General features: G+C 62.6%; 13 protein-coding genes. 8 read left to right on the forward strand and 5 right to left on the reverse strand.

Annotated elements, in window-relative coordinates; translation table 11 throughout:
* Positions 1-5 precede the first annotated feature (5 nt).
* The 5 genes from parE (at position 6) to ACQY4V_RS15545 (ending at position 5,272) form a co-directional block, all read left to right on the forward strand.
* Positions 6-1,964 carry a DNA topoisomerase IV subunit B gene (gene parE / locus ACQY4V_RS15525; RefSeq protein WP_428513183.1) on the forward strand — a complete coding sequence of 653 codons (1,959 nt, stop codon included), beginning with the start codon at positions 6-8 and terminating at the stop codon, positions 1,962-1,964.
* Between the two features lie 21 nt (positions 1,965-1,985).
* Positions 1,986-2,648, forward strand: coding sequence for a hypothetical protein (locus ACQY4V_RS15530; protein ID WP_428513185.1), 663 nt, complete (start codon positions 1,986-1,988; stop codon positions 2,646-2,648).
* 440 nt (positions 2,649-3,088) lie between these two features.
* Positions 3,089-3,562: a hypothetical protein gene (locus tag ACQY4V_RS15535; protein WP_428513187.1), complete on the forward strand. Its 474-nt coding sequence runs from the start codon at positions 3,089-3,091 to the stop codon at positions 3,560-3,562.
* Between the two features lie 201 nt (positions 3,563-3,763).
* Positions 3,764-4,519 carry a hypothetical protein gene (locus ACQY4V_RS15540; RefSeq protein WP_428513189.1) on the forward strand — a complete coding sequence of 252 codons (756 nt, stop codon included), beginning with the start codon at positions 3,764-3,766 and terminating at the stop codon, positions 4,517-4,519.
* A 69-nt stretch (positions 4,520-4,588) separates the two neighbouring features.
* Positions 4,589-5,272, forward strand: coding sequence for a hypothetical protein (locus ACQY4V_RS15545; RefSeq protein ID WP_428513191.1), 684 nt, complete (start codon positions 4,589-4,591; stop codon positions 5,270-5,272).
* Here ACQY4V_RS15545 and ACQY4V_RS15550 read toward each other — a convergent pair.
* Together ACQY4V_RS15550 and ACQY4V_RS15555 are read right to left on the reverse strand one after the other, a co-directional pair.
* Positions 5,269-5,667 (reverse strand): c-type cytochrome, encoded by a 399-nt coding sequence (locus ACQY4V_RS15550; RefSeq protein WP_428513193.1) that lies wholly within the window; start codon positions 5,665-5,667, stop codon positions 5,269-5,271. The two genes, ACQY4V_RS15545 and ACQY4V_RS15550, sit on opposite strands and share 4 nt — an antisense overlap.
* 61 nt (positions 5,668-5,728) lie before the next feature.
* Positions 5,729-7,303 (reverse strand): lysine--tRNA ligase, encoded by a 1,575-nt coding sequence (locus ACQY4V_RS15555; RefSeq protein ID WP_428513195.1) that lies wholly within the window; start codon positions 7,301-7,303, stop codon positions 5,729-5,731.
* Between the two features lie 113 nt (positions 7,304-7,416).
* On the opposite strand from ACQY4V_RS15555, the gene ACQY4V_RS15560 reads away from it, so the two are divergent.
* From ACQY4V_RS15560 to ACQY4V_RS15570, 3 genes are all read left to right on the forward strand, one after another.
* Complete coding sequence (locus ACQY4V_RS15560) at positions 7,417-7,845, forward strand: tellurite resistance TerB family protein (protein ID WP_428513197.1); 429 nt, start codon at positions 7,417-7,419, stop codon at positions 7,843-7,845.
* 87 nt (positions 7,846-7,932) lie between these two features.
* Complete coding sequence (locus tag ACQY4V_RS15565) at positions 7,933-8,169, forward strand: Lrp/AsnC ligand binding domain-containing protein (RefSeq protein WP_428513199.1); 237 nt, start codon at positions 7,933-7,935, stop codon at positions 8,167-8,169.
* A gap of 22 nt (positions 8,170-8,191) precedes the next feature.
* Positions 8,192-9,328: an ABC transporter substrate-binding protein gene (locus ACQY4V_RS15570; protein WP_428513200.1), complete on the forward strand. Its 1,137-nt coding sequence runs from the start codon at positions 8,192-8,194 to the stop codon at positions 9,326-9,328.
* Positions 9,329-9,819: 491 nt separating this feature from the next.
* On the opposite strand, the gene ACQY4V_RS15575 is transcribed toward ACQY4V_RS15570, so the two are convergent.
* From ACQY4V_RS15575 to ACQY4V_RS15585, 3 genes are all read right to left on the reverse strand, one after another.
* Positions 9,820-10,017: a hypothetical protein gene (locus ACQY4V_RS15575; RefSeq protein ID WP_428513202.1), complete on the reverse strand. Its 198-nt coding sequence runs from the start codon at positions 10,015-10,017 to the stop codon at positions 9,820-9,822.
* A gap of 242 nt (positions 10,018-10,259) precedes the next feature.
* Positions 10,260-11,003, reverse strand: a complete 744-nt coding sequence (locus ACQY4V_RS15580) for an amino acid ABC transporter ATP-binding protein (RefSeq protein ID WP_428513204.1) — start codon at positions 11,001-11,003, stop codon at positions 10,260-10,262.
* 14 nt (positions 11,004-11,017) lie between these two features.
* Positions 11,018-11,665, reverse strand: a complete 648-nt coding sequence (locus ACQY4V_RS15585) for an amino acid ABC transporter permease (RefSeq protein ID WP_428513206.1) — start codon at positions 11,663-11,665, stop codon at positions 11,018-11,020.
* Positions 11,666-11,836 lie beyond the last annotated feature (171 nt).

The raw sequence follows: 11,836 nt of genomic DNA on the forward strand, positions 1-11,836 counted from the left end.
CGCACATGGCCGACGACCTTCTGACACCCGCCGATTCCGGCACCTACGACGCCTCCTCGATCGAGGTGCTGGAGGGGCTGGAGCCTGTCCGAAAACGCCCCGGCATGTATATCGGCGGCACCGACGAGCGGGCGCTGCATCACCTGGTGGCCGAGATCCTCGACAACTCCATGGACGAGGCCGTGGCGGGCCATGCCAACCGGATCGAGGTCGAACTGCACGAGGATCATTCCATCACCATCCGCGACAACGGCCGCGGGATGCCGGTGGACGAGCACCCCAAGTTTCCCGGCAAGTCCGCGCTCGAGGTGATCCTCTGCACGCTCCACGCGGGCGGCAAGTTCTCGGGCAAGGCGTACCAGACCTCGGGCGGCCTGCATGGCGTCGGCGCGTCGGTCGTGAATGCCCTCTCGGATCTCCTGATCGTGCAGGTGGCCCGCGACAAGAAACTCTACGAACAGCGCTTTTCCCGCGGTATCCCGCAGGGCAAGCTGGAAGAGGTCGGCGCCGCGCCCAACCGCCGCGGCACCACCGTGACCTTTCATGCCGACGAGCAGATCTTCGGACATCACCGGTTCAAGCCCGCGCGGCTTTTCAGTTCGATCCGCTCCAAGGCGTATCTCTTTTCGGGCGTCGAGATCCGCTGGAAATCCGCCATCCCCGACGGCGACACCCCGCAAGAGGCCACCTTCCACTTCCCCGGCGGCCTTGCCGATTACCTGCGCGAGACGATGGGCACCGCTTCGACCTATGCCGAGAACCCCTTTGCCGGCACCGTCGATTTCCAGGAACGCTTCGGCACGCCGGGCAAGGTGGAATGGGCGATCAACTGGACGCCCAGCCGCGACGGGTTCCTGCAAAGCTACTGCAACACCGTCCCCACGCCCGAGGGCGGCACCCACGTGGCGGGGTTCTGGGCCGCGATCGTCAAGGGCATCAAGGCCTATGGCGAGCTGGTCAACAACCGCAAGGCCGCCAACATCACCCGCGACGATCTGATGACCGGCGGCTGCGCGCTGGTCTCGTGCTTCATCCGCGAGCCGGAATTCGTCGGCCAGACCAAGGACCGGCTGGCCACGACCGAGGCGCAGCGGCTGGTGGAAAACGCCGTGCGCGACCATTTCGACAATTGGCTGGCCGCCGACACCAAATCGGCAGGGGCCATCCTCGACTTCCTCGTGCTGCGGGCCGAGGAACGCCTGCGCCGGCGCGCCGAGAAGGAAACACAACGCAAATCCGCCACGAAGAAACTTCGCCTTCCCGGCAAACTGGTGGATTGCTCGTCGTCAACCCGCGACGGCACCGAATTGTTCATCGTCGAGGGGGATTCCGCCGGCGGATCGGCGAAAATGGGCCGGGACCGCAAGACCCAGGCCCTTCTGCCTCTGCGCGGCAAGATCCTGAACGTGCTGGGCGCGGCCAGCTCGAAACTGGGCTCGAACGCCGAGATCAACGACCTGACGCAGGCGCTTGGCGTGGGCCTTGGCACGCGGTTCAACATCGACGATCTGCGCTATGACAAGATCATCATCATGACAGACGCGGACGTGGACGGCGCCCATATCGCCTCGCTCCTGATGACGTTCTTCTTCACCCAGATGCGGCCCATGATCGACGCGGGCCATCTCTACCTCGCCTGCCCGCCTTTGTATCGCCTGACCCAGGGGGCGAAACGTGTCTACTGCATCGACGAGGCCGAGCGCGATCTTTGGCTGGAAAAGGGCCTGGGCGGCAAGGGCAAGATCGACGTCTCCCGCTTCAAGGGCCTGGGCGAGATGGACGCCAAGGACCTGAAGGAAACCACGATGGACCCCGCCACGCGCAAACTGATCCGCGTGACCATCGACGAGGACGAACCCGGCGAAACCGGCGACCTGGTGGAACGCCTGATGGGCAAGAAGCCGGAGTTGCGCTTCCAGTATATCCAGGAGAACGCGCGGTTCGTGGAGGAGTTGGATGTTTGAGCGCGCTATGGTCGAAAAGAAATGAGGATCACACTTACCTACACGGGCGAATTGATTGGTAAGCAGAAGGACGCGTTACAGGGGCGACCGAATAAGACCGCCGATCATGTTCATGATATTCGTAAGAGGTTTCATGCTCAACTGAAGGAACACTGGTGTAATAACCCGTTCTTGAGTAACCACGAGTCATTCCCGCAAGACTATGGTTTAGAGCATTCGGCCCCAGACGGCATCGCCAGAATTTCACCCAATCTAGAAGAGCGGCAACCACTTAGAAACTTCATTCCGGATCTACATAAGATCGGGAACTATAGGTTTCTCCCGCTCGTTCGTTCAGAGTGGAAGCTACAGTGCGAATTGGACATTCTATTCTTGCGAAAAAACCCACCGGGATCGCTGATCCAAGCAGGTGACATCGACAACCGGATAAAAACTCTACTAGATGCACTACGCATGGCGCAAAATTCCCAAGAGCTCGGGCAAAATTCAGTACCTGAAAAGGATGAGAACCCCTTCTATTGTTTACTTGAAGACGATCAACTGGTTTCACGATTGAACATCGAGACCGATAGGTTACTCGAAATAGACGAGGAAGGCTCAGCTAAGGACCGATGGGTAAAACTAGTTGTCCGAGCCCAAATCAAGCCCATTGCGACGACAACATTCAATCTTTCTTTCGCCTAACTAAAAACGCGCGGAATCAAGGCGCAGCACGCTGCGCCGCCGCGCGATCGCCAGACCGCCCCCCGGGCTGGCGATTGGCTGACCCAAGCACCCCGATCAGAGGTCATGCGGACACCGCAACCATAAAGTGCCCCGAACACCCCTCGGATCGCCACCCCGCGGTCTGGCGCTCGCGCGGCACCTCCTGCTCCTCGTCATCCTCGGGCTTGACCCGAGGATCTTCTGCAACAAGAGATCCCCGATCAAGTCGGGGATGACAGGTTCCGGGCGGCAAAGCCTTTCGCGCCCCTCGCGCGGCCTCTCAACCCCTCACCAACGGTCCAATACCCTTGGCCCCGCAATTCAGCCGCTCCTCGGCATCATCCACGCTCAGGATTTTCAGGCGGCGCCACCAAGGTTGACCCTCCCCCTGAGCCGTGCAATTCACCCCGGAACACAACTTGAACGAGGATATCAACGTGCGGTTTTTTAGGTACTTTGCGGCGTTTTGCCTGACCATCGGATCGACCGGTCTGGCGACCGCTCAAGAGTTGGAAGGCGTCTGGGCCCAATACAAGATCGACATAGACAGCCCGGTCGTCGAAGGGGCCTTCCTGGTTGCGAAGGTCGAAAACGGCCAAGTGATCCGGCAAGGCTATTCCCTCAAGAGAATCTCGCAATTTATCGCCGAAGACTGCGCCTCCGGTAAGATTGGCAAAATCGAGCTGGGCAAGCAGAAGCAAGACCGCAGGCGTGGCGAGACAAGGGTCATTCAATCGTTCACGACCAGCTGCAATGGCGGGATTCGCGCGGACGTCCGTGGGACGAAATACGGAACCCGCGCAATCGTCGTCAAACAGGCCAACGGCCAGGACAAGGCCACGTATCAATTCGGTCGCAATGGCGACATGCTGACCTCGACGCAAGTCAAGTAGCCCATTGCCTGACCAGGAGTTGCCTCGCGCCGGGACGCGAGGCGATTTCCCCCTGAACCACCCGTCCCGGGCCTGACCCGGGACCTACCCCGCCCCGCCGCCCGCAGGGTGGGGGTTCCCCACAGCGCCCAAGCCGAGCTTCCCCTGATTCCCCGCCCATGCTAGCCTGCCCGGCAAAACGCAGCAGGACAGGCCCCCCATATGCTCACCCGTGAAACCCTCGACGCCCACGCGGCGCAGGACACTCCGCCCACCTTCACCTCGGCCCCCATCTCGGACGAGGCCATCGCCCTTCTGGGCTATCAGCGCACCAAGCAGATCTCGCCCAGGTCCCGCAAATCGTGGGAGGCCGGCAACCCGGTGCCGCTGCGGCAGGAGGCCCGCGAGCGCCGCGACACCATCTTTGCCGGCGCGTTGGCCGAGATGTGGGTCGAGTACCTGCCCCTGCGCAGCCACCTGCTGGACAACGGTATCGCGCCCGGATCCGTCATCGACATCGGCTGTGGCCAGGCCCTGCCCGACCTTTTCCTGCACCACGATTTCAAGCCGCGCTTCACCCTCGTGGATATCGAAAGGACCGACGAGCAGTATCACAACTGGGCGGGGTCCGGCGCGGGCTATGCCAGCCTCGATGAGGCCGCAGCACTCCTGCACGGCAACGGTGTGGCCAAAACCAAGGTCAGGCCGATCAACCCGTTGAAGACGCCCGAGGCGCTGGCGGGGCTGAAGGCCGACATGCTGATCAGCTTCTATTCCTGCGGGTTTCACTATCCCGTCGACGATTACGCCGACCTGATGCGCGAAGTGCTGGGGGCCGGCGGCACCGTCTGTCTCGACCTGCGCAAGCGCTACCTGCGGCGGATGCCCGACACGCTGGCGCGGCTGCTGGAGGCGGGCCGGCGCACCGATCTTTTCGAGGATCCCCGTTCGTTCCGGGTGGTCCTGACCGGCGGCTGACCCGGCACGGCGGACCGGCGGCGAAATCTGCCGGTTTCTTTTGCCGCGAATCCCGCTACCGTCGCGGCCATGCGCTGGTTTTTCCTTCTGTCCCTTGCCGTCCTGATCTCCTGCGGCCGTCCGCTGACGGAGACCGAAGCGGCGTTCACCACGCAGATCCACGGCCCCTCGATCGACACCGGGCGCATCCGGCTGGTCGACGGGGCGCTGATCGGCAAGACCACCTATACCCGCAAGAAACGCCCCCGCATCGCGTGCCGCGAACGGATTTTTCCGCCGCAGGCCGAGGAAACGCAGGAAGTCACCGTCAGCCCCGCTGCCTTTGTCTTTCTCAACAAGGTGTTCTTTTCCAAGGACTGGTACCTGAAGGATTACCTGCCCGACTATGACGAGCGGTTCTACCTGGTCGAGGCGATGCTGTTCGCCCACGAGATGACCCATGTCTGGCAATGGCAGAACCGGCGGCAGACAGGCTATTCCCCGCTCAAGGCGCTGCGCGAGCACCAGGTCAGCGACGACCCCTACCTCTTCGATGTGGGCACCGACACGCGGTTCCTCGACTATGGCTATGAACAGCAGGCCTCGATCGTCGAGGAATATGTCTGCTGCGCCACGCTGGACCCGACGGCCCCCCGCACCGCCCGGCTGAAAGAGCTGCTGGAAGGCGCGTTCCCGCTGGGCAAGCTGACCCTCCCCGACAAGGTCGTGCTGCCCTGGGACGGGGCCGAGCTGAACGGGATCTGCCGGGTCTAGTCCTGGATGCTCTCGATATAGATGAGCAGCGCGGCCAGCGGGCGCGGCGTCGGTGTCATCACCCCGTCGCCCACGTCCACGGGCACCGTGTCGCCCTGCAACAGCAGGCCGAATTCCGGCATCTCATGCCCCGGCAGGCCGGTGCGGTCATAGCCATCGATCACCGACAGGACCCGCGTGCGGGAAAACACACCATCCTCGCGCAATGCCGTCAGATCGGCAGGCGGCGGATTGTAGGAGCCGGCCCAGGGGCCGTTGCCCATGCCGTTCCGGCCGTGGCAGACGGCACAGTTCTTCTCGAAAATCTCGCGCCCTTCCTCGGGCTCGGGCATCGAATCCTGCGCGGTGGCTGCCCCGGCCACAAGGCACGCGGCAAGAGTAAGCGGTCTGATCATGGTCCTGCTCCCTGTCTTTTGTCCAGTCTAGCCTGCCGCGAGCGGCAAGCCTTGACGTGGATCAAGCCAGCTCGCCCGCCAGCGCACGGTCGATCAGCGCCACGGTTTCGTCAACACCGTAAAGCGCGATGAAGCCGCCGAAACGCGGCCCCTGGCTTGCCCCCAGAAGTGTCTCGTAAAGCGCCTTGAACCAGTCGCGCAGCGGGTCGAAGCGGTCGCGTCCCACCGCATAGACGATGGATTGCAGCGCCTCGTCCTCGACCGGGCCGTCATAGCTGGCCAACTGGTCGCGCAGGTCGGTCAGCGCCTCGCGTTCCAGCTCCGTGGGGGCGCGATAGGTCTTCGTCGGCGCGACGAAATCCTCGTAGTATTTCACGGCGAACCCGGCGGCGGCATCCAAGTCGGGATGCGTCTCGGGGCTGGCATCGGGCGCGTAGCGGTTGATGAAGCCCCACAGCGTTTCCTTGTCCTCGGCCCCCGCCACCGAGGCGAGGTTCAGCAGCATCGCGAAGGACACGACCATGCGGCTTTCCGGCACGTCGCCGTTGTGGATGTGATGCACCGGGTTGTTCAGCTTGCCCGCCGCATCCTGGCCCGGATAGGCGCGCAGCTGCTGGTGATACTCGTCCACCGCGCGCGGGATCACGTCGAAGAACAGCCGCTTCGCCGTCTTCGGTTTCTGGTACATGAAATAGGACAGGCTCTCGCTGCTGGCATAGGTCAGCCATTCGTCGATGCTAATCCCGTTGCCCGAGGATTTGGAGATCTTCTGCCCCTTGTCGTCGAGGAAGAGCTCATAGGTGAAATGCTCGGGCGCGGGCGTGCCCAGGATCTCGCAGATCCTGTCATAGATCGGCGTGTTGGTGGAATGGTCCTTGCCGTACATCTCGAAATCCACGCCCAGCGCGGCCCAGCGCGCGCCGAAATCGGGCTTCCATTGCAGCTTCACGTTGCCGCCGGTCACCGGCAGGGTCCACTCGCGGCCATCCTCGTCGTCAAAGGTGATTTCGCCCTTGGCGGCATCGACGTTCTTCATCGGCACATACAGGACACGGCCCGTCTCGGGGTGCAGCGGCAGGAAGATCGAATAGGTCTGCTGACGCTCCTCGCGCAGGCTCTTCAGCATCACCTTCATGATGTCGTCATAGCGCTCGGCGGCGCGCAGAAGCGTCTCGTCGAACTGGCCGGACTTGTAGAAATCGGTGGCCGAATAGAATTCGTACTCGAACCCGAACGTATCCAAGAACCGGCGCAGCATGGCATTGTTGTGATGCCCGAAGCTTTCGAACTCGCCAAAGGGGTCGGGCACGCTGGTCAGCGGCTTTTGCAGGTGCTCCTGCAGCATCTCCTGGTTGGGCACGTTGCCCGGCACCTTGCGCATCCCGTCCAGGTCGTCGGAAAAGCAGAACAGCCGCGTCGGGATATCGCTGATCTGCTGGAACGCGTGGCGGATCATCGTCGTGCGCAGAACCTCGCCGAAGGTCCCGATATGGGGCAGGCCGCTGGGGCCATAGCCCGTCTCGAAGAGGACATATCCCTTCTCGGGCGGCGCTTTTTCATAGCGTTTGAGCAGCCGGCGCGCTTCTTCAAAAGGCCAGGCTTTCGCACTCATCGCGGCGTCGCGCAGTTCGGACATATCGGTCTCCAACGGTTGAGGCCCGCGCAAATGGCGGGCCGCCTCGGTTCCTATTGCTCCGCCCCCGGACAGTCAATATTCTGCGCCGCAACAAGCCCCTTTAAGGACAGCGCATGACCGACGACCAGGATTCCCACCCGCTCACCCCCCAGGATTGCCTCGTGGCCGTGATGATCGCCGTTTCCGCCTCGGACGAGAACATCCGCACCGCCGAACTGGTCAAGATCGAAAGCGCCATCGACAACCTGCCGATCTTCGCCACCTATGACGTGGACCGGATGAAGAGGGTGTCACAGATGGTCTTCGACCTTTTCGCCGAGGAGGATGGGCTGGACGCGCTTTTCGGCCTTGTCACCGACAACCTGCCCGAGCGGCTTTTCGAGACCGCCTATGCGCTGGCCTGCGACGTGGCCGCCGCCGACGGCGCGCTTGACGAGACCGAGCTGCGGTTCCTGGGCGAGATCCGCTATCAGTTGAACATCGACCGGCTGCACGCGGCAGCCATCGAACGCGGGGCGCGGGCGCGGCACGTGCACGAGTGACATCGGGAGGTCCCGGCGAAATTCGCCATTTCCTTCCCGGTTAAAAAACGCTCTAAATAAGGCCCAGCCGATCGGGAGACCTGTCACATGCGCCCACTTTTCGTGAATATCCGCTGCCGCCCCGGCACATCCTACAAGGTGGCCGAGGAGATCGCCCTGCGCGAAATCCATTCCGAGCTTTATTCCACCTCCGGGCCGTTCGACCTGCTGCTCAAGCTTTATGTCCCCGAAGGCGAAGACGTGGGCAAATATATCAACGAGAACGTTGCGACGATTGACAACATCGAACGCACGGAAACGACGCTGACTTTCAAGGCGTTCTGACATTCACAGGGAGAGGATGACAATGAACCTGAAATCAATTCTGGCCGCCACGGCCATGACGGCACTGGGCGCGATGGCCCATGCCGAGGGCGTGAAGGTCGGCATGATCACCACGCTGTCGGGTGGCGGCGCGGGCCTTGGCATCGACGTGCGCGACGGCTTCCTGCTGGCGGTCAAGATGTCGGGCAATTCCGATATCGAGGTGGTGGTCGAGGATGACCAGCGCAAGCCCGACATCGCCGTGCAACTGGCCGACAAGATGATCCAGTCCGAAAAGGTCGACGTGCTGACCGGCATCATCTGGTCGAACCTCGCCATGGCCGTGGTGCCCGCCGCCACCGCACAGGGCAAGTTCTACCTGTCGCCCAACGCCGGCCCCTCGGCGCTGGCCGGCAAGGGCTGCAATCCCAACTATTTCAACGTGGCATGGCAGAACGACAACCTGCACGAGGCCGCGGGCGGCTATGCCAACTCGGCCGGGTTCAAGAACAGCTTCATCCTCGCGCCCAACTACCCCGCGGGGCAGGACGCACTGACCGGCTACAAGCGCATCTACGAAGGCGAGCTGGCCGGGGAGGTCTTCACCCAGCTGGGCCAGACCGACTATGCCGCCGAGATCGCCCAGATCCGCGCCTCTGGCGCCGACAGCGTGTTCTTCTTCCTGCCCGGCGGGATGGGGATTTCCTTCCTCAAGCAATATGCCGACAGCGGCGTGGACCTGCCGGTGGTCGGCCCCGCCTTCAGTTTCGACCAGGGCATCCTTCAGGCCGTGGGCGACGCCGCACTGGGCATCAAGAACACCAGCCAGTGGAACAAGGATCTGGACATCGAGGCGAACAAGGAATTCGTCGCCGCCTTCCAGGAGGAATACGGCCGCCTGCCCTCGCTTTACGCGTCCCAGGGCTACGACACCGCCAACCTGCTCTTGTCCGCCATGGCGAAGGCCGACGTCGCGGATGCCGACGCCTTCCGCGCCGCGCTGAAGGAAGCCGATTTCGCATCGACGCGGGGCGATTTCGAGTTTGCGTCCAACAACCACCCGATCCAGGACATCTATGTCCGCGAGGTGATCAAGGAAGGCGACGTCTACACCAACAAGATCATCGGCACCGCGCTGGAGGATCACTCCAACGTCTATGTCGAAGAGTGCGAGATGTAAGACGGTTTGCACCCCGGGGGCAGTCAGGCGCCGTCCCCGGGAGCAGTTTTTTTGCACGTTGGGGTGCAGATAGGCGTCTCTTGGTGTCGAGGCGTAATGGCCGCTTCGAGCGCTTGTGAGACATTGGGCTCGGGCACCCAGCCGGTTAACAGCCGCGAAGCGGCCCGGCCATCGTCAGCCCCTCCCTTGGGCTGGCGATTTGGCTGAGGCCGGGCACGACGATCCTTCTGAGGATGTATTTGGCAGGCATAAAGTGCTTCTTAACTGCCGTCGGGTCGCCACCCCAGGGGCTGACGCTGGCCTCCGTCGTGATCGGCGGCTTCGTCCCGCAAAGCCGACCGCGACGTACAAACCCCGGCATGCAAAAGCCGCCCCAGGGGGCGGCTTTGGTCTTTTCACCTTGGCGCAGCACCCTTCCGGACCCCATCCGGGAACTCCCGGCCACAAGAGGCCCCGGGTCGGGCCCGGGGCGCGTGGCGAGGGGTGCGCCGCTATTTCTTCTTCTTTTCCCCAAGCGTGACCGGACCCGCCGCGCCGGACTGCGCCGTTGCCAGGACCTTCGGTTTTTCCTGTTTCGGCTTTTTCACTTCGCGGTTGCCGCGCCTGTTATTGCCTTTTCCCATCATGACCTCACGGTTTGAGTAACCGCCCGGCGACATGCCGAACGGGTCGATCCTCAGGAAGATCAAGGTTGCCTGGCAGGAGGCGTCAGGGCGATGACTTCGATGAGTGGCGCCAGGGGGATATTCCACGGCCCCGGCGCCAGGTGAAATATACGCCTGCGCCGTCGACCTCACAAGTGGTCCTGAAAGATCATACGCGCATCGTCGCGCATTGCGCGTGCCGTGCCGGTCCCTCTACGGGGAGAGTGGTGCGCCCCCCGCAGGCGCGGATCATCGCCCGCGCGGGTCGGACCATCCAGTCCGGTCTGTCAGTGAACCACCTTGGACAGGAAGGTCTGAAGCCGCGGCGATGACGGTGCGTCAAGCACCTGATCCGGCGGTCCCATCTCTCCGACCCGGCCTTCATCCATGAACACGACCTTGGTCGCCACATCCCTGGCAAAGGACATTTCATGGGTGACGACCACCATCGTCGTCCCCTCTTCGGCCAGCACCTTCATCACATCCAGGACCTCGCCCACCAGTTCCGGGTCCAGCGCCGAGGTCGGTTCATCGAACAGCATCACTTCGGGTTCCAGCGCCAGCGCCCGCGCGATGGCCACCCGCTGTGCCTGCCCGCCCGAGATCTGCCCGGGCATCTGCTCGGCCCGCTCCGACAGGCCGACACGCGCAAGCAGCCGGTCCGCCCTGGCCGCCGCATCGGTGCGGTTCAGCCGCCCGTTCAGGTACGGGCCGGACATGACGTTTTCCCGCACGGTCATATGGGGAAACAGATTGAAGTTCTGGAACACCATGCCGGTCTTGGAGCGGAAGGTCGCGCGCTGACCATCGCTGACCTTGGCCCCGGACCCGAATTCCAGCCGGCCTTCGCCGATTTCGATCTGGCCGGCGGTCGGATCCTCCAGCAGGTTCAGGCACCGCAGGAAGGTGGATTTGCCACATCCCGACGGCCCGATGACCACAGCCACCTCGCCCCGGTCGATCTGGAAATCCACACCCCTCAGAACGCGGAGCTGCCCGAATTTCTTTTCAAGCCCTTTTACAGTAATCATGACAGCTTGGCCTTTCAGTGTTTGATCTCGAAACGGCTGGCAATCAGCGTGACCGGCGTCAGCACCGCAAGGTACATCAGCGCCGCAAAGGTATAGACCTCCAGCGGTCGGTAGGTGCTCATGGTCAACGTCGATGCCGCGTACATCAGGTCGGGCACAGCCACGACCGACAGCAGCGAGGTGTTTTTCAATTGCAGGATGGACTGGCTGACGATGGGCGGCACCATGCGGCGGGTCGCCTGGGGCAGGATGATGTGCCGCATCTTGGTCCAGTAGGAGAAGCCGAGGACAGTCGATGCCTCCCACTGCCCCTTTTCGATCGAGATCACACCGGCGCGAAAGATCTCGGCCGAGAAGGCCCCCATGTAAAGCGTCAGGCCCAGACCCGCCGCGAACCAGTCCGGCAACGCATAGCCCGTGACCATCGGCAGGGCGTAGAAGAACCAGACGATCTGCACCAGCAGCGGCGTCGACCGGAACAACAGCACGTAGCCCGCGGCGATCCACCAAAGGACAGGCACCCGGGCCACGAGGATGAGGCCGAAGATGACCCCGATCAGCAATCCGGCGACCGAGGTGACAACGGCATAGGACAGCGTCACGCCCAGAGCGTTCATCCAGAGCGACAGGTCCCAGACCACAGACCAATCGAAGTTATACATCCAGATCTCCTTTTCTCCGGCCCCCGCAACCCTTCGGAAAACGGCCCACGGGACGGCTTCGCCCCCCTCGGACCCTGCCGGACGTTCGGCAAGGGACTCTCATTCGATGCACTCTTATAGCAGTTAATTTTCAAGATGCTAATCGCATCGCAATAACATTGTGTCTTTTTT

Source organism: Roseovarius sp. (assembly GCF_965277045.1).
In the GTDB taxonomy this organism is placed as follows: domain Bacteria; phylum Pseudomonadota; class Alphaproteobacteria; order Rhodobacterales; family Rhodobacteraceae; genus Roseovarius.

Bases quoted from the DNA above. Each gene is read 5' to 3' on its own strand.
- parE (WP_428513183.1), top strand. From the start codon at position 6: ATGGCCGACGACCTTCTGACACCCGCCGATTCCGGCACCTACGACGCC.
- ACQY4V_RS15530 (WP_428513185.1), top strand. From the start codon at position 1,986: ATGAGGATCACACTTACCTACACGGGCGAATTGATTGGTAAGCAGAAG.
- ACQY4V_RS15540 (WP_428513189.1), top strand. From the start codon at position 3,764: ATGCTCACCCGTGAAACCCTCGACGCCCACGCGGCGCAGGACACTCCG.
- ACQY4V_RS15545 (WP_428513191.1), top strand. From the start codon at position 4,589: ATGCGCTGGTTTTTCCTTCTGTCCCTTGCCGTCCTGATCTCCTGCGGC.
- ACQY4V_RS15550 (WP_428513193.1), bottom strand. From the start codon at position 5,667: ATGATCAGACCGCTTACTCTTGCCGCGTGCCTTGTGGCCGGGGCAGCC.
- ACQY4V_RS15555 (WP_428513195.1), bottom strand. From the start codon at position 7,303: ATGTCCGAACTGCGCGACGCCGCGATGAGTGCGAAAGCCTGGCCTTTT.
- ACQY4V_RS15560 (WP_428513197.1), top strand. From the start codon at position 7,417: ATGACCGACGACCAGGATTCCCACCCGCTCACCCCCCAGGATTGCCTC.
- ACQY4V_RS15565 (WP_428513199.1), top strand. From the start codon at position 7,933: ATGCGCCCACTTTTCGTGAATATCCGCTGCCGCCCCGGCACATCCTAC.
- ACQY4V_RS15570 (WP_428513200.1), top strand. From the start codon at position 8,192: ATGAACCTGAAATCAATTCTGGCCGCCACGGCCATGACGGCACTGGGC.
- ACQY4V_RS15580 (WP_428513204.1), bottom strand. From the start codon at position 11,003: ATGATTACTGTAAAAGGGCTTGAAAAGAAATTCGGGCAGCTCCGCGTT.
- ACQY4V_RS15585 (WP_428513206.1), bottom strand. From the start codon at position 11,665: ATGTATAACTTCGATTGGTCTGTGGTCTGGGACCTGTCGCTCTGGATG.